At 67.0% G+C, this 23,933-nt stretch carries 24 protein-coding genes; 13 read left to right on the plus strand and 11 right to left on the minus strand.

The window, feature by feature from the left end:
* Positions 1 to 4: 4 nt before the first annotated feature.
* Genes AC1D1A_RS08475 through AC1D1A_RS08495 form a run of 5 tightly spaced genes read left to right on the plus strand, consistent with a single transcriptional unit; the run spans position 5 to position 5,692 of the window.
* On the plus strand, positions 5 to 1,054 hold the full coding sequence (locus AC1D1A_RS08475; protein ID WP_476947511.1) for an ABC transporter substrate-binding protein: 1,050 nt from the start codon (positions 5 to 7) through the stop codon (positions 1,052 to 1,054).
* Complete coding sequence (locus AC1D1A_RS08480; protein WP_476859544.1) at positions 1,051 to 2,208, plus strand: LLM class flavin-dependent oxidoreductase; 1,158 nt, start codon at positions 1,051 to 1,053, stop codon at positions 2,206 to 2,208. The genes AC1D1A_RS08475 and AC1D1A_RS08480 overlap by 4 nt, the downstream gene beginning before the upstream one ends.
* Positions 2,192 to 3,079, plus strand: coding sequence for a DUF1684 domain-containing protein (locus tag AC1D1A_RS08485; RefSeq protein ID WP_476947512.1), 888 nt, complete (start codon positions 2,192 to 2,194; stop codon positions 3,077 to 3,079). Before AC1D1A_RS08480 ends, AC1D1A_RS08485 begins: the two co-directional genes overlap by 17 nt.
* Positions 3,076 to 4,236, plus strand: coding sequence for an LLM class flavin-dependent oxidoreductase (locus AC1D1A_RS08490; RefSeq protein WP_476947513.1), 1,161 nt, complete (start codon positions 3,076 to 3,078; stop codon positions 4,234 to 4,236). Before AC1D1A_RS08485 ends, AC1D1A_RS08490 begins: the two co-directional genes overlap by 4 nt.
* A gap of 10 nt (positions 4,237 to 4,246) precedes the next feature.
* A complete protein-coding gene (locus tag AC1D1A_RS08495; protein WP_476947514.1) occupies positions 4,247 to 5,692 on the plus strand; it encodes an NtaA/DmoA family FMN-dependent monooxygenase in 1,446 nt (481 codons plus the stop codon).
* A 170-nt stretch (positions 5,693 to 5,862) separates the two neighbouring features.
* On the opposite strand, the gene AC1D1A_RS08500 is transcribed toward AC1D1A_RS08495, so the two are convergent.
* Entirely contained in the window at positions 5,863 to 6,846 is a 984-nt protein-coding gene (locus AC1D1A_RS08500) for an ABC transporter substrate-binding protein (RefSeq protein ID WP_476856081.1), read from the minus strand.
* Between the two features lie 283 nt (positions 6,847 to 7,129).
* On the opposite strand from AC1D1A_RS08500, the gene AC1D1A_RS08505 reads away from it, so the two are divergent.
* Complete coding sequence (locus AC1D1A_RS08505; RefSeq protein WP_476947515.1) at positions 7,130 to 7,669, plus strand: SRPBCC family protein; 540 nt, start codon at positions 7,130 to 7,132, stop codon at positions 7,667 to 7,669.
* Complete coding sequence (locus tag AC1D1A_RS08510) at positions 7,670 to 8,272, plus strand: DUF6919 domain-containing protein (protein ID WP_476947516.1); 603 nt, start codon at positions 7,670 to 7,672, stop codon at positions 8,270 to 8,272.
* A gap of 58 nt (positions 8,273 to 8,330) precedes the next feature.
* On the opposite strand, the gene AC1D1A_RS08515 is transcribed toward AC1D1A_RS08510, so the two are convergent.
* Entirely contained in the window at positions 8,331 to 8,660 is a 330-nt protein-coding gene (locus tag AC1D1A_RS08515) for an antibiotic biosynthesis monooxygenase family protein (protein ID WP_028275943.1), read from the minus strand.
* A gap of 228 nt (positions 8,661 to 8,888) precedes the next feature.
* Here AC1D1A_RS08515 and AC1D1A_RS08520 point away from each other — a divergent pair, with 228 nt between their 5' ends.
* Positions 8,889 to 9,209, plus strand: coding sequence for a GYD domain-containing protein (locus AC1D1A_RS08520; protein WP_028275942.1), 321 nt, complete (start codon positions 8,889 to 8,891; stop codon positions 9,207 to 9,209).
* Positions 9,210 to 9,315: 106 nt separating this feature from the next.
* On the opposite strand, the gene AC1D1A_RS08525 is transcribed toward AC1D1A_RS08520, so the two are convergent.
* Entirely contained in the window at positions 9,316 to 9,723 is a 408-nt protein-coding gene (locus AC1D1A_RS08525; RefSeq protein WP_476856078.1) for a (R)-mandelonitrile lyase, read from the minus strand.
* A gap of 87 nt (positions 9,724 to 9,810) precedes the next feature.
* On the minus strand, positions 9,811 to 10,854 hold the full coding sequence (locus tag AC1D1A_RS08530; protein ID WP_476849958.1) for an NAD(P)-dependent alcohol dehydrogenase: 1,044 nt from the start codon (positions 10,852 to 10,854) through the stop codon (positions 9,811 to 9,813).
* Between the two features lie 144 nt (positions 10,855 to 10,998).
* On the opposite strand from AC1D1A_RS08530, the gene AC1D1A_RS08535 reads away from it, so the two are divergent.
* Positions 10,999 to 11,892, plus strand: a complete 894-nt coding sequence (locus AC1D1A_RS08535; RefSeq protein WP_476947517.1) for a helix-turn-helix transcriptional regulator — start codon at positions 10,999 to 11,001, stop codon at positions 11,890 to 11,892.
* A 19-nt stretch (positions 11,893 to 11,911) separates the two neighbouring features.
* Here AC1D1A_RS08535 and AC1D1A_RS08540 read toward each other — a convergent pair whose 3' ends face one another.
* Positions 11,912 to 12,328: a DUF7793 family protein gene (locus AC1D1A_RS08540; protein WP_476849960.1), complete on the minus strand. Its 417-nt coding sequence runs from the start codon at positions 12,326 to 12,328 to the stop codon at positions 11,912 to 11,914.
* A 257-nt stretch (positions 12,329 to 12,585) separates the two neighbouring features.
* On the opposite strand from AC1D1A_RS08540, the gene AC1D1A_RS08545 reads away from it, so the two are divergent.
* Positions 12,586 to 13,428 (plus strand): alpha/beta hydrolase, encoded by an 843-nt coding sequence (locus AC1D1A_RS08545; RefSeq protein ID WP_476947518.1) that lies wholly within the window; start codon positions 12,586 to 12,588, stop codon positions 13,426 to 13,428.
* A 210-nt stretch (positions 13,429 to 13,638) separates the two neighbouring features.
* On the opposite strand, the gene AC1D1A_RS08550 is transcribed toward AC1D1A_RS08545, so the two are convergent.
* From AC1D1A_RS08550 to AC1D1A_RS08575, 6 genes are all read right to left on the minus strand, one after another.
* The gene (locus AC1D1A_RS08550) at positions 13,639 to 14,760 is read right to left on the minus strand and encodes an ABC transporter ATP-binding protein (protein ID WP_476947519.1); all 1,122 of its coding nucleotides are present in this window, start codon (positions 14,758 to 14,760) and stop codon (positions 13,639 to 13,641) included.
* 9 nt (positions 14,761 to 14,769) lie between these two features.
* On the minus strand, positions 14,770 to 15,597 hold the full coding sequence (locus AC1D1A_RS08555) for an ABC transporter permease (RefSeq protein ID WP_026539571.1): 828 nt from the start codon (positions 15,595 to 15,597) through the stop codon (positions 14,770 to 14,772).
* Entirely contained in the window at positions 15,584 to 16,471 is an 888-nt protein-coding gene (locus tag AC1D1A_RS08560; protein ID WP_476849964.1) for an ABC transporter permease, read from the minus strand. The genes AC1D1A_RS08555 and AC1D1A_RS08560 overlap by 14 nt, the downstream gene beginning before the upstream one ends.
* Position 16,472: 1 nt before the next feature.
* Positions 16,473 to 17,567: an extracellular solute-binding protein gene (locus tag AC1D1A_RS08565; protein WP_018775012.1), complete on the minus strand. Its 1,095-nt coding sequence runs from the start codon at positions 17,565 to 17,567 to the stop codon at positions 16,473 to 16,475.
* Positions 17,568 to 17,896: 329 nt separating this feature from the next.
* On the minus strand, positions 17,897 to 19,096 hold the full coding sequence (locus AC1D1A_RS08570; RefSeq protein WP_476947520.1) for a metal-dependent hydrolase family protein: 1,200 nt from the start codon (positions 19,094 to 19,096) through the stop codon (positions 17,897 to 17,899).
* Between the two features lie 50 nt (positions 19,097 to 19,146).
* Entirely contained in the window at positions 19,147 to 20,196 is a 1,050-nt protein-coding gene (locus AC1D1A_RS08575; protein ID WP_476947521.1) for a LacI family DNA-binding transcriptional regulator, read from the minus strand.
* Between the two features lie 166 nt (positions 20,197 to 20,362).
* On the opposite strand from AC1D1A_RS08575, the gene uriH reads away from it, so the two are divergent.
* Genes uriH through AC1D1A_RS08590 form a run of 3 tightly spaced genes read left to right on the plus strand, consistent with a single transcriptional unit; the run spans position 20,363 to position 23,750 of the window.
* The gene (uriH, locus tag AC1D1A_RS08580; RefSeq protein ID WP_243178259.1) at positions 20,363 to 21,376 is read left to right on the plus strand and encodes a uridine-preferring nucleoside hydrolase UriH; all 1,014 of its coding nucleotides are present in this window, start codon (positions 20,363 to 20,365) and stop codon (positions 21,374 to 21,376) included.
* Positions 21,373 to 22,797 (plus strand): uridine transporter UriT, encoded by a 1,425-nt coding sequence (gene uriT / locus AC1D1A_RS08585; protein ID WP_476947522.1) that lies wholly within the window; start codon positions 21,373 to 21,375, stop codon positions 22,795 to 22,797. The genes uriH and uriT overlap by 4 nt, the downstream gene beginning before the upstream one ends.
* A complete protein-coding gene (locus tag AC1D1A_RS08590; RefSeq protein ID WP_476849966.1) occupies positions 22,794 to 23,750 on the plus strand; it encodes a ribokinase in 957 nt (318 codons plus the stop codon). Before uriT ends, AC1D1A_RS08590 begins: the two co-directional genes overlap by 4 nt.
* Positions 23,751 to 23,933: the final 183 nt, after the last annotated feature.

A 23,933-nucleotide genomic window follows, 5' to 3' on the forward strand; every position in this document is an offset into this window, starting at 1 on the left:
CCCCATGGCAATCAGCTCCGCCCTCCGCACCGCCCGCCCCCGTACTGGTCCCCGGCGGACGCGTGCGGCGCTTCCCGCCGTCGTCCTCATCGGCACCCTGTCCGGCACCGTGGCCCTGAGTGGCTGCGCGGATCCCGGCGCGTCTGCCGCATCCGGCGGGCAGCCGGCGACGACGGCGGCGCGCAACGGCGTCGTCTACAACACTTCGCCGGACCAGCAGCGGATCCGGGCGGAGAAGGATGTGTCCCTGGCCGCGAAGGTTCCCGCGCTGATCGGCAAGGACGGCAAGCTGACCGTCGCGACGACGGCTGGCGCGATTCCGCTGTCCTTCCACGCCACGGACGACAAGACCCCGATCGGCGTGGAGGTGGACCTGGCCCAGCTGGTCGCGGACAAGCTGGGCCTGGACCTGGACGTCCAGGTGACCTCCTGGGAGAACTGGCCGTTGAAGACCCAGTCCGGCGACTTCGAGGCCGTGTTCTCCAATGTGGGCATCAACGCCGCCCGCGTGAAACTCTTCGACTTCTCCAGCTACCGCGCCGCGTACATGGGCTTCGAGGCGAAGAAGAGCTCCGGCTACAACATCAAGGGCTCCGACGACATCTCCGGGCTGAAGATCTCGGTGGGCTCGGGCACCAACCAGGAGAAGATCCTGATCGCCTGGAACAAGGAGCTCGAGGCCAAGGGCAAGGCGCCCGCGGTGCTGCAGTACTACTCCTCCGACGCCGACACCATCCTGGCGCTGTCCTCCGGCCGCACCGACCTGAACCTCGCGCCCTACCCGTCCGTCACGTACCGGGAAAACACCCGCGACGACCTCAAGGTGGTGGGCAAGGTCAACGCCGGCTGGCCGTCCGAGACCCTGGTCGCGGCCACCACGCTCAAGGGCAACGGCCTGGCCCCGGCCATCACGGACGCCCTGAACTCCGCCATCAAGGACGGCTCCTACGCCAAGGTCCTGGACCGCTGGGGACTCTCCGAGGAAGCCCTTCCCGAGTCCACGACCGTCACTGAGGGCAACTTCGGGACAGCCCCTGCAGGGAAGACCCAGTGAGGTTCCAGGTCCTCGACATCATCCCGCACCTGAAGAACCCGGTCACCGGGGAGATCGTCTCCACCGCGGACCGGCTCAACCAGGTGGTGGAGACCGCGCGCCGGGCGGAGGGCCTCGGCTACGACAGCTTCTCCGTCGGGGAACGCCACGCGGGTGAGTTCATCTCCTCCTCCCCCACCACCGTGCTCGCCGCCATCGCCGCCGTCACCACCAGGATCCGGCTGCAAAGCGGCGTGACGGTGCTGTCCGTGCTGGACCCGGTGCGGGTCGCCGAGGACTACGCCACGATCGACCAGCTCAGCCGCGGCCGGCTGGAACTGGTGATCGGCAAGGGCAATGAGGTGCTGCAGTACCCGCTGTTCGGCCTGGACCTGGCGGACCAGTGGGAGCTCCTTGCGGAGAAATATGCCCTGCTCCGCCGGCTTTGGACCGAGGAAAACGTCACGTGGTCCGGGAGGTTCCGCGCCGCGCTGACGGAGCCCACCACCACGACGCCGCGGCCCTTCGCCGGGGCGCCGCGGGTCTGGCACGGCTCCGCCACCAGCCTGGCCTCGGCGGCGCTGGCGGCGCAGTGGGGCGATCCGCTGTTCACGGCCAACGCGATCCAGCCGCGGGAAAACTACAAGGTGCTCATTGACCACTACCGCGAGGAATACGCACGCCACGGCCACGATCCCCGGCACCAGTACCTGGGCTCCGGATCCGGCGCGGGCGGGGTGTTCATCGCGGACACCACACAGGAGGCCAAGCGGCAGTTCGGCCCGGTCTACGAGGCCCTCACGACCGGCCGGAACGTTCCCGGCAACAACTCCCCCTACCGGGACATCGACCACGCCGTCGCCGACGGTCCGGCCCTGGTGGGCAGCCCGGAGCAGGTGATCGACAAGATCCTCAGCTACCACGCGCTCTACGGCCACGACCTGCAGTCCATCTCGCTGCCCACCACACTGCCCTTCGCCCAGCAGCTGGAAATCCTCGAGCGCTTCGCCCTGGAAATCATTCCGGCCGTCCGCGCCGCCGCGCCCACCACGCTCTGGGCCGACGGCGACCCGTACGCCGGCCGGCCTGCATTCGCCGGCACTACTGAGACCGACGCCGCCCGCGTCACGGCCGACCACACCCACCACAGGAGCTCTCATGTCCACGCCCACTGACACCGACGGCCGTCCTGACATTCGTCCCGACCGCCGTCCCGACAATGAATTCCAAGCCGCCTGGGCGGACTGGCATGCCGGGCACGAACGCCACCGTGCCGACCCCCACGGCTTCCTCGCCGTTACGCACCTGCATTGGCTCGATGCCGCGCCCGCCCGGCTGGACGGCGCGCCGGGCACGTGGAGCGTCGAGGACGACGTCGTCCGCCTGGCTTTGGGGGCAGGCGAACGCGTCCTTCGCGGCGGGCAGGAACTGAACCCGGACGGGACCGGAGCTACCGTGTTCCTCGGCCCGATTCCCGAGCGCGACGGGCTGAATCTGCGGGTGGAGGATGCCGGCGCCGGCCATACCGTAATCGAGCTCGCCAAGCGGGGCGGCCGCTATGTCGTGCGGCCGCGGCATCCCCTGAACCCCCTGCTCACCGGCTACCGCGGGACGCCCGCCTACGCCCCCACCCCTGAATATGCCATTTCAGGAATATTCGTCCCGTTCGCCGAACCGCGGCCCACCACCGTGGGCGCGGCGGTCGAAGGAATCCACCACGTCTACGAGGCCCCGGGGGAAATCCACTTCCGGCTCCGCGGCAAGGACCTGAGCCTCACCGCATTCAACGGCCACACTCCGGGCACGCTGTCTGTCCTTTTCACTGACGCGACCTCGGGCAAGAGCACCTACGCGGCCAACCGCTCGCTCACCGTGGCGGCTCCGGGCGCCCACGGCACGGTCTGGCTCGACTTCAACCGGGCGGTGAACCTGCCGTGCGCCTACACGGACCTCGCCACGTGCCCGCTGCCGCCGGCCGAGAACCGCCTGCCGGTGCCCATCGAGGCCGGCGAACAGATCCCCTACGAACGACAGGACGCATCATGAGCACCCATCCCGCCCAGAACAGGCCCCGCGGACTCGGCCTGCTCCTGCTGGAGCTCGACGGCGCCGGCAGCCACCCGGCCGCGTGGCGGGTTTCCCGCGCAGCACCCGCGTCCGTGCTGGGCCCGGAACAACTCCGCGGCGCCGTGCTCGCCGCCGAGTCCGCCGGATTCCACGCGGCGACGTTTTCCGACCCCGGCCTGCCGGACCCCGGGCACCCGGACGCCGCGGCGCGGCTCAACGCCCTGCAGCGCGCCGCGTTCGCCGGCCCCGTGACCCGCTCCCTCGCCCTGATCCCGGAAGTGGACACCGCCTACACCGAGCCGTTCCACATCTCTACCCAGCTCGCCAGCCTGGACTATGTCTCGGGCGGACGGGCCGGCTGGCTGGTAGCCGCTTCATCAAGCGCGGCCGATGCCGCCGCCGTCGGACGCGACACCCTGCGCGGGGACCGGCTCTCCCGCGAGGCCGCCGATGCGATCGAGGTCAGCCGCAGGCTCTGGGACTCTTGGGAGGACAACTCCGTGATCCGCGACGTCCCCACCGGGCGCTACCTCGACGTCGACAAGCTGCATTACATCGACGTCGAAAACGGCAGCTATTCCGTCAAGGGTCCGTCGATCATTCCGCGGCCGCCCCAGGGCCAGCTGCCCGTCCTGGCCCTGGCCGGGCTCCTCGCCGCGGAGGCCGTCGCGGCCGGGGCAGCCGACGCGCTCCTGGTCTCGGCCCCGACGCCCGGGCTCCTGGCCGCCGAGCTCGCGGCGACGCGTGCAGGACTCGCCGCCGGCGGCAACGGTCCTGCGCTGATCGCCGAGCTCGACGTCGTGCTGGACTCCCGCGGCCAGGCCGCCGCCCAGCGGCTGGCCGGGCTGAACGGCCACACCCCGTGGCAGAGCCCGCGCGCACAGTTCATCGGCTCGGCGGCCGGGCTTGCCGATCTGCTCACCGAGGTGCTGGCCTGGGCCGAAGGGGTCCGCCTGCACCCCGCCGTGCTGGACACGGATCTTGAGGAACTGACGCGGCTGGTGCTGCCCGAACTGCGCCGGCGCGGGGTCCTCGCCCCCACCAGCCCGGACGCCACATTCCGCGATCAGCTGGGGCTGGCGCGGCCAGCCAGCCGCTACGCCGCTGCATGCAGCGCCCCCGGCGCGGAAAACTAAGGAGCCCACCATGAGCCACAGCACCCACCCCGCCGCTGAATTCACCGCGTCCGGGTTCATCCCCTCTGGTCAGCTCCAGCTGGGCGTGTTCTTCCAGGGCGTCAACTCCGGAACCGTCTGGAAGGCGGCCGAGTCCGGCTCCCAGACCGACTTCGAATCATTCCGGCGCATCGCCCAAACCGCCGAGCGCGGCCTGTTCGCGGCGTTCTTCCTCGGCGAAGGCCTGCGGCTGCGCGAGCATCTTGGCCGCCCGCACGCGCTCGACGTCGCCGGCCGTCCCGACGCGCAGACCGCCCTCGCCGCCTTGGCCGCGGTGACCACCAACATCGGGCTGGTCGCAACCCAGAACACCACGTACAACGACCCCGCAGACCTGGCGCACCGGCTCTCCACGCTGGATCTGCTGTCCGGTGGCCGCGCCGCCTGGAACATCGTCACCACGGACAACGCCTGGACCGGCGCCAACTTCCGGCGCGGCGGTTACCTGGACCACGCCGACCGGTACACCCACGCCGAGGCCTTCGTGGAAACCGCCAAGCGGATCTGGGACGCGTGGGACGACGGCGCCGTCGCGGGCTCAGCCTCCGCCGAGCGGTGGTCGGCGGAGGGCGCGGTCCGGCGGGTGCGCCACACCGGCCGGCACTACACCGTCGACGTCACCCCGCGGTTGCCGCGCAGCGCCCAGTACCGGCCGGTGCTGTTCCAGGCCGGGGATTCGCCCGAGGGCAGGGACTTCGCCGCCCGGCAGGCGGACGTCATCTTTTCCGCGCACCCGCAGCTCGATGACGCCCTGGAGTTCCGCCGCGACATCGTGGAGCGCACCCTCCGGGCCGGCCGCGGCGCCCAGGACGTGAAGATCATGCCAGCCAGCGAGTTCATCCTCGCCGCCACGCCGCGGGAGGCCCTCGAAAAGAAGGCCTGGGTCCGCAGTCTGCAGATCGGCCCGCAGCAGGCCATCGCGTACCTCGAACAGTTCTGGGGCCGGGAACTGCAGGGCTACGACCCCGACGGCCCGCTGCCGGACATCGACCCCGTGGTCGAAGAAACCTCCGAAACGCGCGGCAGCGGATTCCACGGCGCCAAGGCACGCCAGCTGGCCGACCAGTGGCGGGCCGAGGCCACGGAGAAGGGCCTGTCCATCCGCCAATTCGTCTCGGCCAAGACCAGCCGGGGCGACTCCACCTTCAGCGGCTCGTACACCGAGGTCGCGGACCGGCTCAGCGAGTATGCCCGGACCGGTGCCGTCGACGGCTTCAACATCTCGCCTTGGCTGATCCCGTCCGGCCTCGACGACATCGTCAACCACCTCGTCCCGGAACTGCAGGAGCGCGGCGTGTACCCCACGGAATACGCGGGCAGCACGCTGCGGGAGAACCTCGGCCTGGCCACCCCGGTGCGCCCAGGTGCCAGCGTCGAGGCCGGCATCGATTCAGGTTCGGTCACGGCACAGGCCTAGACGATCACCGCTGCTTCACCACGCAGGCACAACGAGTCCCCGCCGCAGACGTTCCCGGCGGGGATTCGTTGGCTTTCGGCACCGTTCAGACAACCAACGCGGGGTCACATCGCGCCCATAATCCTCTCCGGGATGGGCGCGATGTGACCCCGCGTTGGATTTAGGGCGGCCTACTTCTTCGGCAGGCCCGCCGGGTTCAGCTCCGACTTCGCGACAGCTTCCGCGGACAACCCCCAGCGGTCCAGGATCTTGGCGTAGCTTCCGTCCTGGATCAGATGGTTCAGTCCGGCCTGGGCCGCTGCGGCAAACCCGTTGTCCTTCTTGGTGGTGACGGCGATGCTGGCCTTCAGCGGCCAGCCGCCGTCGACCAGGCCGACGAGCTTTGTCTTGGCGTCGGAGGCCGCCTTGTAGGCCGCCGTGGCGTTGGGGCCGAACGTGAGGTCCGCCCGTCCGGACTGGATGGCGAGCTGGGAGGCGGAGTCGTCGTCGTAATACTGGAACTCCACGGGCTTGAGGCCGTTTTTCTTGTTCTCCTCATCCCAGCGCAGCAGGATTGCCTCCTGGTTGGTGCCGGAACCGACGATCACGCGCTTGCCGGCGACGTCCGGGGCCGATTCGACCTTGGTGACACTGCTGTCCGCCTTGGCGTAGAAGCCGAGCTTGTCCTCACGGTAGCTGGCGAAGTCGAACTTGAGCTTGCGCTCCTCCGTGACGGTGACATTGGAGAGCACAGCCTCATACTTGCCGGAATCGACGCCGAGCGGCCAGTCGGCCCAGGCCGTCGGGACAATGTCTGCCTCCAGGCCCAGGGACTCGGCCAGAGCGACGGCGATATCCACCTCGTTGCCCACCGGGGTCTTGTTGTCCGTGGCGTAAACGGCCAGCGGCGCCGCAAACGGGCTCACCGCCACGGTCAGCTTCCCGTCCTTCTTAATGGCTTCCGGGACGAGCGCGGCGGCCGCGGCATCCACCGTGGCCTTGACGCGGTCCTGCTGCGGCGAGAGGTTGAACTGCTTCACCCCGGTGGACGACGACGCCGCTGCCGACGGGCCGCCGGCAGCGGCGGCGCCGGGATCAGAGCAGGCCGCCAGACCCAGGACAGTGGTGGCCGCCAACGCGACCGCGGCGCCAGATTTAAACGAAAGACTGGACATGTTCTCCCCTTGAGAGTGGACTGAAATGGTGCTGGTGCCAGCAACTATCCGGGGCCCGGGAGAGCCGGTCAAAGCGCCGTGAAACCGGGTGAAACCAAGGGATACAGGCGGTAATACCCGTTCATCCGGCGTCCGCGGACGCTGCCTGCGGACGCCCTGTGTTACCGAAGATTGCCCTGCGTGACGCGACGGGACGGAATTGTTCACGGCAGGCCGCAACTGCCCTAGCCTGCATAGAAGACCTGCAAGGTGACAGCACGACACAGGAGGGGTGAACTTGTCAGTGAGCACGCACCAGCAAACGCACCGGACCACGCACCGGCTCGGCATCAACGCCCCGGCGGACCTTGTCTTCAGCATGCTGCGCGACGCCTCACATTGGCCCTATCTCGAGGGCCTGACGGTGTACTCGGAGCGCGTCAGCGGCGACGACGCCGGCCACGAGCTGCGCACGTCCGTGGTGTCCAACGGCTCACTCAGTTCAAGCCACTGCTGGCGCGTCTTTGACACCGCCAGCCACCGCGCCCAGTTCCACCAGCTGGACCTCGAGCCCCCGTTCCGGGAGCTCGGCGGCGACTGGGAGATCCGGCCGGCGGACGGGCTCTCCGTGGTCACGCTGAACCACGAGTTCGAGGTCGACGACGAGCACCTCACCGAGCGGATCCGTGCGATCATCGAGGACTACAGCCGGCGTGAACTGCAGGCGCTGCGGATCAGCTGCGAACGGTTGTCCGTACTCCTGCAGCACCACGCCCCGCAGGCGCACCCCACCCCACATCTCACGGCGCAGTCCACCCCGCACCCCACAGCACAGGAGGCCTAAATGTCAGAGGCCAGGTTCACGACGGAACGGGACAGCTTCGGCCGGCTTCTCGCGGACCGCGAAGTCTGGCGGCAGGCCTCCACCATCCCGGCGGCCGGCGAACTGACCGCCCGTTGGCTGGAGGGCAACAGCCAATACCAGCCGGGCGTCTTCGCGCCCGGGTTCGACGAGGAGACCGCGACCATCGCCGGAGAGCTCGCCCGGCTAAACCGCAACGGGCTCTTCACCAAGGAATCGCAGCCGGGCGTTCAGGCCGGGGGCCACGCGCAGCGCGCCTACGTGACGGCCTTCTGCGGCCCGGAGGCGGCGACGGCACTCCTGGCCCTGTCCGCAAGGACCGGTCTGGTGACGGTCGTCCACGACCCCGGTGAGGCGAGCAGCGTCTCCATCCCGGTGACCGTACAGGACGACGACGTCGCGACCTTGCTCGGCAGCAGCGAGGGGCCCGTTGGGGAGGACCAGCTCAGGGACTGGGCAGCCGAGACCAACGAGACCTTGGCCCTGGTCCTGGCGGATGCCTGGTACGTGGAAATCTTCGATCCCGTCTGGGGCCGGAACGATGTCCTGTTGGCCGCCGTACTCGAGGCGCTGCAGGCCGCTTAGCCGGCGGGAACGCGCGCCGCGCTGCCGGCGGCGACCCGGTTCCCGGTTCCCGGTAAAATCACATATCGGTCGCATCCCACCCGATGCTCGCGGCCTCGTCCAGGGTGCGCGCCTCGAAATGCTCCAGCATGTCCTTCATTGCCTCGAGGCCCTGCTTGAACAGGGCAGAGTCCCGCCACTGCTCAATCTGTTCCAGGGACTCCCACGGGCCGGTGCTGATGAACCTGTTCTTGACGTCGCGATCGTGCATCAGCACGGCTTTGGCGTTGGGAAAGTCTTCCTTCGTCTTCCTGGCCAGATCCCGCCAGGCCTGCACAAAATCGTTCTCGCGGCCGGGATGCACCAGCCAGATTCCGAGCGTATAAACAGACACGTCGATCGCCTCCATTGTCCGTACGGGTTGATACGCCGATTATGTTCCTGTCCTCCGGCCGGCGGTAGTGCCGGACCGCCCGGAGCCCGGTTGTGGCCGCAAATGAACCGTTGTAAGGGTGAAGTGGAAGGCCTAGCATGTGGGCAGACCCCCACTCTGGGGCCAGCCTCGGACCTTCCATCGTTGGGAGCGGGCACACGTTCGGATGCCGATGTCCCGGGCGAACACAGGATAGGAAAAACGATGAGCAAATATCTGTTCGAAGCGAACTACGTCGGCGACGGAATCAAGGGACTCATGCGTGAGGGCGGCACCAAACGGCGTGATGCCGTTGTCGAAGCCCTCAAATCGGTGGACGGCTCACTGGAAAGCTTCTACTACGCCTTCGGGGAGACCGACGTCGTCGGAGTCTTCGATATCCCCGACCAGGCCGACGCCGTCGCCCTGTCACTGATGATCAATTCCACCGGCGCCGTGAACTTGCACATGAAACCGCTCATGTCAGCAGAGGATCTCGACGCGGCAGCCAAGAAGACGCCGTCGTACCGGGCCCCGGGGCAATAGCCCACGCGGTGCCCGGCGTGCCGGTGCGGGGCCAGTCCCCCGGGCTGGCCCCGCACCGGCAGCGCCGGATGTTTAGCGCAGCCGCGCTAACTGCCTGGCGGTCGTGCTACTTGGCGCCGTTGTATTCCTCGTCGGTCACGAGGTCACCCCACTCCGACTCCGCGCCCTCCGCGGGCGCTTCCCACATCGCGAGGTGGGTCATGAAATGGTCCGGCGCGGCCCCGTGCCAGTGCCATTCGCCCGGCGGCGTGTAGATCGTGTCGCCGGGGCGGATTTCGGTCACTTCGCCGCCGCGGGCCTGGACCAGGCCGACACCTTCGGTGACGTGCAGGGTCTGTCCGACGGCGTGCGAGTGCCAGGCCGTGCGGGCGCACGGGGCAAAGTGCACCGCGTTGACGCGCATGCGGGACGGTTCGGGCTGCGGGGCCGCGACGACGTCAAACCAGACGTCGCCGGTGAACATCTGCGCCGGTCCCTTGACGCTTGGCTTCCTGGCTTGGATTTCCACTGTCATTTCCTCACAGGGTGTTTTTGTCGGGTGGCGGGCGCGACCGGAGGCCGCGTCCGCCCACTCCCGGGGTTCTTCGTGCGCTGCTGCGTCCTAGTTCAGGGTCGCGGTGTCGATCACGAAGCGGTAGCGGACGTCGGAGGCCAGGACGCGCTCGTAGGCGTCGTTGATCTTCGCGGCCGGGATGACCTCGATTTCGGCGCCCAGGCCGTGCTCGGCGCAGAAGTTGAGCATTTCCTGGGTTTCGCGGATGCCGCCGATCATCGAACCGGCGAAGGAACGGCGGCCCATGATCAGGGCGAACGCGTTCACCGGGAGCGGTTCCGCGGGGGCGCCGACGTTGACCAGTGCGCCGTCGAGGGTCAGCAGCTGCAGGTAGGAGCTGATGTCGATCGCGGCACTGACCGTGTTGATGATCAGGTCAAAAGTGCCGGCAAGGTCCGTGAAAGTGTTCTCGTCGCTCGTGGCGTAGTAATGGTCCGCGCCCAGCTTCAGCCCGTCTTCCTGCTTCTTCAGCGACTGCGACAGGACCGTGACCTCGGCGCCCATGGCGTGCGCGATCTTGACGGCCATGTGGCCGAGTCCGCCGAGGCCGACGATCGCGACCTTCTTGCCGGGACCCGCGCCCCAGTGGTTCAGCGGCGAGTAGGTGGTGATGCCGGCGCACAGCAGCGGCGCGGCGACGTCGAGCTCGATGCCCTCGGGAATGGTGACCACGAAATCTTCGGTCACAACGACGTGGGTGGAGTAGCCGCCCTGGGTGATGGTGCCGTCACGGTCGACGGCGCCATAGGTGCCGGTGTTCCCGGCGAGGCAGTACTGCTCCTCGCCGGCCTGGCAGTTGACGCACTCGCCGCAGGAGTTGACCATGCAGCCGACGCCGACCCGGTCACCGACGGCGTGCTTGGTCACGGCCGTGCCCACCTCGGTGACAATGCCGGCAATTTCATGGCCGGGAACCAGCGGATAGGTCTGCGGGCCCCAGTCGCCGCGGACAGTGTGGATATCGGAATGGCAGATCCCGGCGTACTTGATCTCGATCAGGACATCGTGCGGTCCAACGTCGCGGCGCTCGATGGTGGTGAGGGCGAGCGGCTCGGTCGCGGACGGTGATGCGTAGGCGTTGACGGTAGGCAATGAATCTCCTGCTTGTTGATCGTTGGGGGTTGTTCAACGGAACACCATCCATCAAACCCGGTAACGCGGCCGTGAGGGAGTCCCTGCTGATAGGGGTACTGGCAGGGCCTCCCTCAGAGAGCCCAAAGGCCTAACGTTGATGGCATGGATAATCGAGAGGCGACCCGCGAGTTCCTTGCCTCGCGCCGGGCCAAGATCACCCCCGAAGAGTCGGGATTGCCGATCTACGGCGCGAAACGCCGGGTCCCCGGACTCCGCCGCGGGGAAGTCGCCATGCTGGCCGGCGTCAGCGTCGAGTACTACACGAGGCTGGAGCGGGGAAACCTGTCCGGCGTTTCGGAGGGGGTGCTGGACGCTGTGGCCAGGGCCCTGCAACTCGACGACGCCGAACGGGCCCACCTCTTCGATCTGGCCCGGGCAGCGGCCCCGGGCAGCCGGACCCGCCGTCGTCCCCGTCCCGCGGAGTCCGTCCGGCGCAGCGTTCAGCTGACGCTGAACGCCATCGCCAACGCGCCCGCCTTTGTGCGGAACGGACGCATGGACATCCTTGCGGCCAACCCGCTGGGCCATGCCCTGTATTCGGACATGTACGCGGGTCCGGCCCGCCCGGCCAACCATGCCCGGTTCATCTTCCTGGACGCACGATCGCGCAGCTTCTACCCGGACTGGGACCGTGCGGCGAGCGACACCGTCGCGATCCTGCGCACCGAGGCCGGCCGGGACCCCTACGACCGCGGGCTGACCGACCTGGTCGGGGAACTATCGACGCGGAGCGAGGAATTCCGCACCTTGTGGGCGGCGCATAACGTGCGCCAGCACTACACCGGGCTCAAGCACTTGCACCACCCGGTGGTCGGGGATCTCCACCTGATGTACGAGGCAATGGACCTCTCCGCCGACGCCGGGCTGTCCCTGCTGGTCTACAACGCCGAGCCCGGCTCCGCGTCGGAAGATGCGCTGCGGCTGCTGGCCAGCTGGGCCGCGACCAACCAGCAAGTCAAGGAGGCCGGGGCGGCTTTTACGGTGGACAAGGCCTAACCGGGGCAGGCCGGCACTGTCACGCCAGGGCGGATATGCCGTCCGTGTATCCACCGGACTGGCCGCTGGAGGTGAAGTTGTTCAGCCAGGCCATGGCCTCGTCCCGGGACGTGAAGAATTCGTGGGGGTAGCGGGTGTGCCGGCTCATGGCCGCCGCGATCACACGATCCACTGTGCTGGATCCAAGCACGGCAATCGCCAGAACCCCTGTTGTCTGCGCAAACTCGTACCTGGCGGCCGCGCTGATCTCCACGTCCGTCATTTCGGAGAGCATCGGCATCGGTATTCCGCCGCTGATCTGCGCTACGGCCAGCATCGCGTCCCTGGCATCGTCGACATCAACAAACGTGCCCGGCTGCCAGACGGATGTGATGATGCCCGCACTGATGCTCAGCACGTTCTTTCCGTCAGCAGCTGCTATATGTCCTGGCATCATCGAGACCATTCTAGGGCCGGTCCTGACAAGCCACGGGTTTGGGGCCCGGTGCGCGTGGCGGACCGCAAACCCGCGGCTGCACTCCGCGTCGCTGACCGGCAAGGCGTACCCCGGGTGCCACGTGGCCCGCAGACCGTGCCGGTATTCAGCAAAGGCATTGCCTTCGCCATGCCCCGCAGGCATACTCGTGCCTGCGGTAGGACGTCCCCGCGTCCCCCACCGACGACCCGCGATGCACACGCGAACGGATGAGCGCCATGGCTGATATGACGAACCTCGAGCAACAGCAGGTGGACCGGGCGAATGCTTCCGGCCTCAAACCCGTCGTCTTCGTCCACGGACTGTGGCTCCTGTCCAGCAGTTGGGACCGGTGGCGGGCCCTGTATGAGGAGAACGGCTACACCACGCTCGCCCCTACCTGGCCCGATGATCCCGAAAGCGTCGATGAGGCCAGACGCGACCCGGAGGTCTTTGCCAAGAAGATGGTCAGGCAAGTCACGGACCACTACCTCGACGCGATTGGCCAGCTCACCATCAAGCCCGCCGTCGTGGGGCATTCCTTCGGCGGACTCATCGCCCAGAGGATCGCCGGAACCGGAGCCGCCGCAGTCACGGTGGCGATCGACCCCGCACCGTTCCGGGGAGTCCTGCCGCTGCCGGCCTCCGCCTTAAAGTCAGCAGCGCCTGTGATCGCGAATCCCGCCAACGCCAAGCGTGCAGTGTCTTTGACTTTTGACGAATTCCGTTTCGGCTGGGCCAATGCCCTGGACGAGGACGAAGCCCGCCAATTGTTTGACACCTTTCATGTCGCGGCCTCTGGTGTGCCTCTGTTCCAGGCTGCAACCGCAAACCTCAACCCGTTCACCGAGGCCAAGGTCGACACGAAGAATCCGGATCGGGGGCCGTTGCTGATCATCTCCGGGGAGAAAGACCACACAGTGCCGTGGGCCATCGCCAATGCGTCCTACAAGCGTCAAAAAAGAAATTCGGCGCACACGGCAATCAAGGAGTTGCCGGACCGCGGCCACTCTCTCACGATCGATCACGGCTGGCCTGAGGTCGCCCAAACCGCCCTGGACTTCATCAGAGAGTTCGGCTGAGTACTGCCGGCCAGAGTTCCCGTGTCCGGCCGAGGGCATGCCCCCTGCCGGCGCTCAGCAGTGGACATGTCCCTCTCTCAGGAATGGACACGTCCCCCGGCGCGGCCCAGGGATGGACATAGTGGGCATATGTCCATCCCTGGGCGCCGGAGGAGGGCATGTCCCGCGGAGGGGTGCCGGAACCGGCCCGGCCGTCACAGCATCCGGCGGTCAGGACTCCAGGACCAGCAGCTGGGCCTTGTCCGCGTCCCAGCCCACCCACAGCTCCTCATCCGGCCGGATCCGGGCGACACTGTCGGAGCTCAGCTCACGGAGCTGGAGGTCGTGGCCGCCGGCAGTGAGGCGGTGGCGGACCGTGGCGCCAAGATTCGTGGAGGACAGCAGGGTCGCGGCGCATCCGTTGCCCGCCGCGGCCCGTGTCCTGAATTTGAGGTGCTCCGGGCGGATGGAGACGGCGTAGTTCTCACCGCTTGCCCCGCGGTCCCGGACCTTTGCCATACCCAGTCCGCCGAGGTCCACCACGGCTTCCTCGCCGTTGCGCTCCACGATGGTGCACGGGATGAGGTTGGTGTCGCCCAGGAAGCTGGCCACCCAGTCGGTCATGGGGTGGTTGTACACCTCCTCCGGCGGGCCGGACTGCACGATCTGCCCGTCCCGCATCACCACGATCCGGTCCGACATGGCCATGGCCTCGTCCTGGTCGTGTGTCACGAACAGCACGGAGATGCCCAGGCCCTTCTGCAGGGTCTTGATCTCCTCCTGCATCTGCTCGCGAAGGCGCTTGTCCAGGGCTGCCATCGGCTCATCCAGCAGCAGGGCCGCCGGGTTGAAGACCAGTGCCCGGGCCAGCGCCACCCGCTGCTGCTGTCCGCCCGAGAGCTGGCGCGGCTTGCGCCCGCCCATCTTGCCCAGTCCCACACGGTCGAGAGCTTCCTCGGCGCGCTGGCGGCGTTCCGCGCGCGGCACCTTCCTCATGCGCAGCGCAAACTCCACGTTTTCCAGCGCGCTCATGTGCGGGAACAGGGCGTAGTTCTGAAACACGACACCGAGATTGCGGTCCCGGGGCGGCAGCGTGTCCACGGGTTTGCCGTCAATGAGGATGGCTCCGGCGGTGTGTTCTTCAAACCCCGCCACCATCATCATGGTGGTCGTCTTGCCGGAGCCGCTGGGGCCCAGAAGGGTCACGAACTCCCCAGGCTGGACCGTCAGGTCCACTTCGTCCACGGCAACGACGTCGCCGTAGTGCTTGCTGACCTGACGGAGCTCAATGGCGCCCTGGGCGGCCCTGCCCGTGCCGGGAATAGGCCCCGCGGAAATCACTGATGCGGTCATCGACTTTCCTTACGTTTGTGCGGACACGGCCAGCGGCAGCATCCGGGTTGAAGAGCGGCGCTTGAGGACAAACAAGACCTGGAGCAGCAGCCCGATGGTGGCGACGCTGACCAGCAGGGCGGAGGACACCGCGATCTTCGGGGTCAGGTTGAACTGGATATCCGTGAACATCTTCACCGGCAAGGTGGTGGCCCCCGGGGACTGCATGAACAGGGACATGACCGTCTCATCGATGGAGACCGAGAACGCGAAGAGCGCCCCGGAGATCAGGCCGGGCAGGATGATGGGCAGATACACGTGCCGCAGGACGGAGAGCGGTCCGGCCCCGAGGCTCTGCGCCGACCGGACCAGGGCCGGGTTGAGCCCGGCGAGGCTGGCGCGGGTGGTCAGGTACACATAGGGGGTCGCGATCACGGCGTGCGCAAGGCCGATGGGGACGATGCTGCCCACCATGCCGATCGAGATGAAGAACTGGTAGAACGCCAGCGCCAGCACCACGGTCGGCACGATCATCGGCGCGAGGATCAGACCCACCACGGCGGGCTGGCCGGGAAACTTGCGCCCGTGCAGGCCGATCGCCGCGGTGGCGCCCAGCAGCACGCCGATCACGACGGCGATCGCCGCCGACTGCAGGCTGGCCGTCAGGGCGGAGGTCCAGGCCCGGTCGGCGAAGAATCCGGCCACGGCGGCGAAGGAGATTCCCTCCGGCGGGAAGGTGATGTAGCGGCTGTCGTTCAGCGCGACCGGCACCACAATCGCCGTCGGAATGACGAGGAACAGGAAGGCCGGGATGGAAAGAAGCGCCAGCAGCCGGTGCTGTGGATTAGTTGTCTTCATGTTGGCCTCCTGCCTTGAGGACGCGCTGGTAGACGGCCACGAGGATGCTGACCATGACCGTCAGGATGACGGCCAGCGCAGCGGCCCCGGAGAAGTCCGTGAGCTGTCGGGCGTAGTAGTCGATCTGGTTGGCGATCATCATGTCGCCGGGCCCGCCCATCACCACCGGGGTGATGAAGAAGCCTGTGCTGATGATGAAGACCAGCAGCCCGGCCGCGGAAATGCCGGGCATGCTCAGCGGCAGCGTGATCCTGCGGAAGACGGATCCTTCCCGCGCGCCAAGGGAGCGGGCCGCGAGCCCGAGCCGGTCATCGATCGATGTCAGCGAGGAGAAGATCGGGAACACCGCGTACGGCAGGAGGCAGTGCACCATGCCGACAATCACGGCGAACCGGTTGTGCAGCAACGGGATCGGCGCACCGGTCAGCCCGATTCCCTGCAGGAAGGCGTTCACAATGCCGTTGTCCTGGAGCAGGACCGCCCAGGCGAAGTTCTTCACCAGGATGCCGGTCCAGAACGGCAGGAGTACGACGGCGAACAGGATCACCCGGGTGACGTTGCCGGCCCGCCACAGGACCATGGCGATGATGTAGCCCAGCACCACGGTGACAATGGTGCTGGCCAGGCTGATGGTCAGGGTGTTGACCAGGGCGCGCATCACCAGCGGGTCCTCGAGGACCCGCTGGTAGGCGTTGTCGGCGAAGCTTGCGCCGACCAGTTTGCCCAGCGGCGTCAGGAACAGCACGACGTCGAAGGCAAGGATCGGAGCCAGCAGCAGCCACCAGCCGCTGCGCCGCCGTCGGGGTGCTGCCTCGGCGGAGGCAGGCTCGCCGCGGCCCCGCGGCCGGGGCCGTTCGAGGGTTGCGTTGCTCATGTCAGCTGGCCTGCCAGAGCTTGAACTGCTGCTCGGTCTTCTTCAGGTTCTGCGACCACCACTTGTCGTCGCGGACCAGGATCTTGTCCGCGAGCCGGGGGCTGGTGGGAAGCGTGTCGGCGATTTCCTTCGGCAGCTTGGACAGCGCCGGGGTGTTGGCCAGGGTCAGGTTGGTGACCTTGTCGAACGCCGCGCCGGCCTCGGCGTCGTTGGACATGAAGTTCATCAGTTTGAAGGCCGCTTCCTTGTTCTTGGCGCCCTTCGGAACCACGAAATAGTCGCCGGCGAGGACGGCGTTTTCGGCGGAGAAGTTCAGTTTCGCGCCGTCGTTGCGGGCTGCGTTAATGCGGTTGTTGAAGCTGGTGGAGAGCGAGACCTCGCCGGAGGTGAGCTGCTGGATGGGCTCCTGGTTGGCGGCGTGGTAGAGAAGCCGGTCCTTGCCCGGGTGCTGGCCCAGGACCCTAAGGGCCCGGTCGACGTCGAGCGGGTAGATCTTGTCGAAGGGGACACCGTCGGCCAGCAGCGCGGCTTCCAGGACGGAGCTGTCGGAGAGCTGGTTGTACACCGAGCGCTTGGTGTTGTACTTGCCCTGGTCGAAGAATTGGGCCCAGTCTTTCGGGGCCTGCGCGTCGGAAATGACCTTCTGGTCCCAGGCCATGACAAACAGGAAGCTCAGGTACTTGATGCCGTATTCAGCCTTCGCGTATCCGGGCAGGCCCTTGTCGCTGATGATGTCGTAGTCGAACTTCTCCAGCAGCCCCTCGGCCACGGCCACCTCATACTCCGGCGCCGTGATTTCCACGAGGTCCCACTGCACGTCGCCGGACTGGACCTGGGCCTTGAGCGCGGCCAGGGAGGTGTTGGCCAGCAGCGTCGTCTGGATCCCCGACTGCTTGGAGAACGGGTCCAGGATTGTCTGGGTCAGCTGGTCGTTGTACGAGCCACCATAGGACGTGACGGTCACCGTCTTGTTGGCAGCGGCACTTTCGGCGGGCTTCGCCGCGCAGCCGGAGAGCGCCAGACCCGCAAATGGCGTCAGCGCTGCCGCCTTGAGGAGCTGCCTGCGGTCAAAGGGAGTGGAACGGAATGCTGTCATGGGGGAAGTGCCTCTCATGGACGCGGGCACGCCAAAAGAGGGCGTGCAGGATTGCGGGCGTGGCGGGGTGCGGTGCGTGTGATTGCGTGTGACGCAGTGAAGCGAGAAGAAGTGAAGAGAGAAGGAGAAGTGACAGCTGCGGTTCGCGCGCGCCATCCATTCCAGCTGGAGATCTCGAGTCCGCCTTCCGGCGGCTTTTCGGTTTCGCAACTGTAAATGTGAAGTTGCTCACTAGTCAACAGTTGTATTGCTTTAAGAAACAACGAGATTTCTGCCCCGCGAGCTCCCCTAACGCCGGCCCTCCTGAGCCCGCCCGGGCATCTCCAGGGTCACCGAATGATGCGCCCGTCGTGGATAACAGTCCTCGACCTGTTGTGGTCCCAGAGAACTGCCGGGTCCACAAAGGGGTCGCCGTCCAGAATCACGGCATCGCCCGCCATTCCAGCGCCGATGCTCCCGATGCCTGGGTCCTGAAGGAGCTCTGCGTTTACTGAGGTAAGGGATCTCAGCGTCTCCAAGACGCCTGCCGCCTCGATCTGCAGCCGAATGCCGATAAGCTGATCATCCTCAAGGTCCCCCATCAGGTCGGATCCGAAGCCCACCTTGGCTCCGGCCTGCAGGGCCAGTTCCACAGCAATTTTGCCGGCCTCAAGCACCTCGGCGTTCTTGGCCTGGGAAACGGGGTTCAGGCCCATTGCAGCTCCCCTTCGGCTCATGGCGTCGTAGGCGGCAAGCGTCGGCACGAGGAAGCTCCCGTACTCGGCCATCATCTGCGCCGCGTCCCGGTCCAAGAGGTTCCCGTGTTCTATGGAACGTACCCCGTTTTCCACGGAATGCCTGATTGCCTCGGGTGAATACGCATGGGCCGCCACGTAACTCTTGCGCCGGGTGGCCTCGTCCACCACCGCCCGGACTTCTTCCGCTGAATACTGCGGCAGCCGGATGGGATCTGTCAGGGAGACCACGCCTCCGGAAGTCATGATCTTGATGGCGTGGCTTCCCGTGCGGAACCGATCACGAACTGCCCGGCGCAGGTTGTCCACCCCGTCCACCACGGCGCACATGTGACCGTGATCGAAGCAGACATCCAGATCCGCGGACCGGGGATCGCCATGGCCACCGGTTTGGCTGAGGGCCGGACCCGTGTAGTAGTATCTCGGAGCCGTGACCAGGCCGCTGCGGATGGCGCGGGCCAGCCCGCTGTCCCCGCCGGCCACATCGCGGACGGTCGTGAATCCCCGCCGCACGGCGGCGCCCAAGCGGCGCGCCCCCACCAGTGCGGTGTAGCTCAGGAGCGAGCGCTCAACCTCAAGGCCGCCCAAGCCCACGGCGTACGCGTGAAAGTGGGCATCGATGAGCCCTGGCACCACGACGCGGCCGCCGGCGTCGATCACCTCACCTTCGGGGATGACGTCGCCGGTCTCCTGGATGATCCCGTCCCGGAACAGGATGGATCCGCTCGCCAGCTCGGGCGAATGTCCGTCAAAGATCCGGGCATTGTGGATGGTCAGGGCGTCTGCGTTGGTCATGCTGACAACTCCTCGGGTGAGATGTTCGTGGGTGGGCTCGGTCCGGTTTTCTAGGTGCTGGCCGGTTCCGTGGAACCGCGGACCATCAGTGAACCCTGGAGGATCAGCTGGTGCTGTTCCAAGCCCTTGCCCTCCATGACCCTGCGGAGCTGTTCGCCGGCCCTGGCCCCGAGGGCGTCGCCCGGAAGGTGGACGCTGGTCAGGCCCGGGTTGGACGTGGCCGAATAGGGCAGGTCATCGTAGCCTGCCACGGCCAGTTCCTGCGGAATGCGGACGCCGGCCACCCTGGCTTCCTGCAGCACGCCGTAGGCATGGGTATCGGTGGCGCAGACGACGGCGGTGACACCGTCCCGCTGCCAATCCGGCCACGCCGCGGCGAACGCGCCGGCGGCGGCGCCGACGTCAATGGTGGTGCCGATGACATGGTCCGTGGCCACGGTGATGCCCAGCGCCGCGGACTCCTCTAGGAATGCCGCCCGCCGGATATCGAAGGTCGCCGTGCCGGTCACACTGTCCATGTACGCCGCTTGTTTGTGTCCGGCGTCCGCCAGGTGCCGGGCCAGCAGGCGGGCGCCGTGTCCGACGTCGAGATTCACCGAGGGGGCGAAGGACTCCAAGCCGGGGGCGTCCAGCAGAACGAGAGGCCCAGCGACGGAAAGATCCTCCAGGAACTCCGCGCTGGGCGCATCTACGAGCAGCCCGGCCGGCCGCAAAGCCAGGAGCCTGCGGACGTCGTCGACGCGCGGGAACTCCCCGGCGTCCGTGACGGAGAGCAGCAGCTGGTATTCGGCGCCGAGCGCGCCGCGGACACCTGCAATGACGTTGGCGAAGAAAGGGTTGGAGATGTCCGGCGCCACGAGAATGACGATCGAACTGATGCCCTTGGCTAGCGAACTGCCAATACTGTCCACCACATAGCCGAGTTCCGCAATGGCTTCCCGGACCCGCGAAATGCTGTCCTCCGAGACCCGCCCCTGGGTCTTTCCGTTGGCCACAAGGGAGACCGTTGCGGTGGAGACCCCGGCCCGAGCAGCCACCATCGCCGCAGTGACGCGCGGGGTGCGCCCCCGAAGCTCGTTTACTTGTTCGCCGGATTCCATACCTCGATCGTAGCCGGGAGTGACGCATCGCACCTGCCGCAAGACATCAAGCGCTTGACGTCACTTACGTTAAGCGCTTGACGCTTGACGCTTGACAGTGCCAAACTCACTCTGAACGCTTTATCGCACCGCCCCGGCGGACCCCCAACGACGTGGAGATATTTACGTGGATCCCATCACCCTGAAACCGGAACGCAGGAAGATCATCCTGGACTGCGACCCAGGCCATGACGACGCCGTGGCCATGCTGCTGGCTCACGGCAATCCGTACATTGAGCTGCTCGCGGTCACAACGGTCGTCGGCAACCAGACCCTCGAAAGGGTCACCCGCAACGCCCTGTCGGTGGGCACGATTGCCGGCATCACCGGCGTCCCCTTCGCCGCCGGCTGCGATCGGCCCTTGGTCCGCAGCATCGAAACCGCCCCCGACATCCACGGTGAGAGCGGCATGGACGGCCCCGCCCAGCCCGAATCCAGCATCGAACTGGACCCGCGCCACGCCGTCGACCTCATCATCGACACTGTTATGGCGCACGAGCCTGGCACTGTGACGCTGGTGCCCACGGCAGGACTGACCAACATTGCCATGGCGGCCCGCAAGGAGCCGCGCATCGTGGAGCGCGTGAAAGAAGTTGTGCTCATGGGCGGCGGGTACCACGTAGGCAACTGGAGCGCCGTTTCCGAATTCAACATCATCATCGACCCCGAGGCCGCACATATTGTGTTCAACGAGCCGTGGCCGGTGGTCATGGTGGGCTTGGACCTCACGCACCAGGCCCTCGCGACCCCCGAAGTCGTGGAAAAAATCGCCGCCGTGGGTACCAAGCCCGCCCAGTTCGTGCTGGAGCTGATGGAGTTCTTCACCAAGACGTACAAGGACGCCCAGGGCTTCGATTACCCGCCCGTCCACGACCCCTGCGCGGTGGCCTACGTCATCGATCCCACGGTGATGACCACCCGCAAAGTCCCCGTGAACATCGAACTGCAGGGCCAACTGACGCTCGGCATGACCGTCGCCGATTTCCGCGCCCCGGCACCGGAGGACTGCCACACGTCTGTTGCTGTGGACCTCGATCACGCGAAGTTCTGGAACCTCGTCACAGACGCCCTGGTGCGCATCGGCGACGTGGACCCGTCCGCCGCCGTCAGCATCGGCGCAGGAAACGGAGCCAACTCATGAGCACTCTGACTTACGAATCCAAGACAACGGGACGAAGCGTCGCTGCACTCACGGCGGCCCTGTTGACGGCCTGCATTGCCTTCCAGCTCAACGCATCGATGCTCAGCCCCGCCCTGGTCACGATGGGCAACGAACTCCACACCGATCAGGCCGTGATCGGCCTGTCCCAGACCTGGTTCTTCACCGCGGCAGCACTGTTTTCCCTCTTCCTGCCGCGCCTGAGCGACATTGTGGGGCGCAAGAAGATCCTGCTGGGCATGATGTTGATGATGGCTGTCGGCTCGGTGATCGCGGCCATGGCTCCCGATATCACCTGGCTCTTCGTCGGACGCATCATCCAGGGCGTCAGCGGCCCCACGGTCCCGCTGTGCCTGATCATGCTGCGCTCCGCCGTCAGTGACCCGCGGAAGTACGGTGCCCTCATGGGCCTCATCACCGCCGTCAACGGCGGGGTTGCCGGCGTCGACTCCTTTGTCGGCGGTTACTTCGCCGAGCATTACGGATTCCGCAGCATCTTCTGGCTCATGGTGGTGCTGGCCGTCGTGGCGGCGGGCCTGGTCGCCGTTCTGGCCGGTGAGAGCAAGCCGGCGGTGGGCACCAAGATGGACTGGCCCGGCGTCTTCTTCATCGTGATCGCGGTCGGCGCCCTGCTCACAGCCCTCAACGAGGCCTCCAAACTGGTCAGCGGATTCTCCCCCGGCACCCTCGCACTGGCGACTGCCCTCATCGCCGTTGCAGTGATCGCCTTCTTCGGGTTCTGGACGGTGGAAAAGCGCTCCCGGCAGCCCATGGTGGAGACCGCCCACCTGCGCCAGCGCTCCACTTGGGCGCCGTTGCTGACCACAATCCTGACCATGACCGGCGTCTTCGCGGTCATCAACGGGATCGTTCCCGCCTACGTGCAGGCCACGACTCCCGGCTTCGGCGTGGGACCGACCGAAATGTCACTCATCATCCTGACTCCCTACGCCCTCCTGGGCTGGGTTGTCGGACCCATCAGCGGCCGTTTGGCCCCGGTTTTCGGCTACACCAAAGTTTTGCGGATCGGCATGGCCGGCAGCGTCGTGGCCCTGGCGATCATCGCCTTCTTCGGCCTCAGCAGCCTGCCCATGATGATTGCCGGAACAGCGTTGCTGGGCATCATGTACGCGGGTACGGTCAACATCATGCTGAACGGCCTTGGCGTTGTCCTCTCCCCAGCTGGCAACCCCGGCTTTCTCCCCGGCATGAACGCCGGCGCGTTCAACCTGGGCGCCGGCCTGAGCTTCCTGGTCCTGCCGGCAGCGCTGGTGGCCTCTTCTGCACTGGGCGATGCCCAGGCATCCTACTTGACCGCGATCACGGTGGGCCTGATCATCACCGTGGCGGCTTTCGCCGCTTCACTCCTGATTCCCAAGCCCTTGGAAGCTGAGGCGAAATGACCCGCCCGGACTCTGGCCGGATCGTCGTCGTCGGTTCACTGAATGCGGACCTGACCATCTACTGCGACAGGCTCCCCCTCCCCGGCGAAACGGTGCACGGGAATGGCTTTGCGGTCAATCCCGGCGGCAAGAGCGCCAACCAGGCGGTCGCGGCGGCCAAACTCGGAAGCCGGGTCGCGCTGATCGGTGCGGTGGGCGACGACACCAACGGGACCATGCTTCTGGCCTCCACCGCCGGGGCCGGGGTGGACATTTCCCGCGTCCGCCGCACGCCTGATGCTGCGACCGGCGTCGCCGTCATTTCCGTCGACGCCCACGGTGAGAACAACATCATCATCTCGGCCGGAGCCAACGGCACACTGGCGCCCGGGGATGTTGCCGCTTCCGCCGAATTGTTCGAGGGCGCGTCCGTGATGTGCCTGTGCCTCGAGGTCGGTCTGGACACCGTTGAGGCCGCGGCCCGCTTGGGCCACGACGCCGGGGCGACAGTTCTGCTCAACCTGTCGCCCTACGCCGAGATCCCGGCGAGCTTGGCCGCACTCTGCGACATCCTGCTGGTGAACGCGCATGAGGCGTCGCTGTTCCTGGGCGGCGCCGCCGTGCCCGACGCCGGGGCTGACACCGCGGCGTGGGCGCCGGTCCGGGACAAGTTCGCCGATCGCGGACTGCACCGCGTTGTGGTCACTTTGGGGGCGAACGGCTCCGTCGTCCTGGACTCCGGAGCCGGCGCCGAGGGCCGCATCACCCGCATTGAACCCACCAGGGTCGACGCCAAGGACACCACCGGTGCAGGCGATGCATTCACCGGGGCCGTGGCTGCGCGCCTTGCCGCCGGCGATTCACTTCCGGCCGCTGCCGCCTTCGCGTCCGTTGCCGCGGCCTTGGCAGCGACCAGGAAGGGGACGCAAACGGCGTACCCGAAAGCGGCGGATGTGGAGGGACTGCTCGCTTAACGGCCACCCCCGCCAGTTAGGGCCGCCACGGGAGGGGGCGCCGCAGAGCCTGTCTGCGGCGCCCCCTCCCGGTTAAGCGCCGGACCGGTCTGGTGGTCCTTGGTTGATGCAACCCAATTGCACAGCAGATTCACAGCGAGGCGCTATTGAAGTTACAGCCGCGGGGCCGACAATGGTTCGACC

This window comes from Arthrobacter sp. P1_B9 (genome assembly GCF_056406495.1).

Bases quoted from the DNA above. Each gene is read 5' to 3' on its own strand.
- AC1D1A_RS08500 (WP_476856081.1), bottom strand. From the start codon at position 6,846: ATGTCCAGTCTTTCGTTTAAATCTGGCGCCGCGGTCGCGTTGGCGGCC.
- AC1D1A_RS08495 (WP_476947514.1), top strand. From the start codon at position 4,247: ATGAGCCACAGCACCCACCCCGCCGCTGAATTCACCGCGTCCGGGTTC.
- AC1D1A_RS08590 (WP_476849966.1), top strand. From the start codon at position 22,794: ATGACCCGCCCGGACTCTGGCCGGATCGTCGTCGTCGGTTCACTGAAT.
- AC1D1A_RS08535 (WP_476947517.1), top strand. From the start codon at position 10,999: ATGGATAATCGAGAGGCGACCCGCGAGTTCCTTGCCTCGCGCCGGGCC.
- AC1D1A_RS08550 (WP_476947519.1), bottom strand. From the start codon at position 14,760: ATGACCGCATCAGTGATTTCCGCGGGGCCTATTCCCGGCACGGGCAGG.
- uriT (WP_476947522.1), top strand. From the start codon at position 21,373: ATGAGCACTCTGACTTACGAATCCAAGACAACGGGACGAAGCGTCGCT.
- AC1D1A_RS08565 (WP_018775012.1), bottom strand. From the start codon at position 17,567: ATGACAGCATTCCGTTCCACTCCCTTTGACCGCAGGCAGCTCCTCAAG.
- AC1D1A_RS08570 (WP_476947520.1), bottom strand. From the start codon at position 19,096: ATGACCAACGCAGACGCCCTGACCATCCACAATGCCCGGATCTTTGAC.
- AC1D1A_RS08575 (WP_476947521.1), bottom strand. From the start codon at position 20,196: ATGGAATCCGGCGAACAAGTAAACGAGCTTCGGGGGCGCACCCCGCGC.
- AC1D1A_RS08515 (WP_028275943.1), bottom strand. From the start codon at position 8,660: ATGGAGGCGATCGACGTGTCTGTTTATACGCTCGGAATCTGGCTGGTG.
- AC1D1A_RS08545 (WP_476947518.1), top strand. From the start codon at position 12,586: ATGGCTGATATGACGAACCTCGAGCAACAGCAGGTGGACCGGGCGAAT.
- AC1D1A_RS08560 (WP_476849964.1), bottom strand. From the start codon at position 16,471: ATGAGCAACGCAACCCTCGAACGGCCCCGGCCGCGGGGCCGCGGCGAG.
- AC1D1A_RS08540 (WP_476849960.1), bottom strand. From the start codon at position 12,328: ATGATGCCAGGACATATAGCAGCTGCTGACGGAAAGAACGTGCTGAGC.
- AC1D1A_RS08510 (WP_476947516.1), top strand. From the start codon at position 7,670: ATGTCAGAGGCCAGGTTCACGACGGAACGGGACAGCTTCGGCCGGCTT.
- AC1D1A_RS08490 (WP_476947513.1), top strand. From the start codon at position 3,076: ATGAGCACCCATCCCGCCCAGAACAGGCCCCGCGGACTCGGCCTGCTC.
- AC1D1A_RS08525 (WP_476856078.1), bottom strand. From the start codon at position 9,723: ATGACAGTGGAAATCCAAGCCAGGAAGCCAAGCGTCAAGGGACCGGCG.
- AC1D1A_RS08555 (WP_026539571.1), bottom strand. From the start codon at position 15,597: ATGAAGACAACTAATCCACAGCACCGGCTGCTGGCGCTTCTTTCCATC.
- AC1D1A_RS08520 (WP_028275942.1), top strand. From the start codon at position 8,889: ATGAGCAAATATCTGTTCGAAGCGAACTACGTCGGCGACGGAATCAAG.
- AC1D1A_RS08485 (WP_476947512.1), top strand. From the start codon at position 2,192: ATGTCCACGCCCACTGACACCGACGGCCGTCCTGACATTCGTCCCGAC.
- AC1D1A_RS08475 (WP_476947511.1), top strand. From the start codon at position 5: ATGGCAATCAGCTCCGCCCTCCGCACCGCCCGCCCCCGTACTGGTCCC.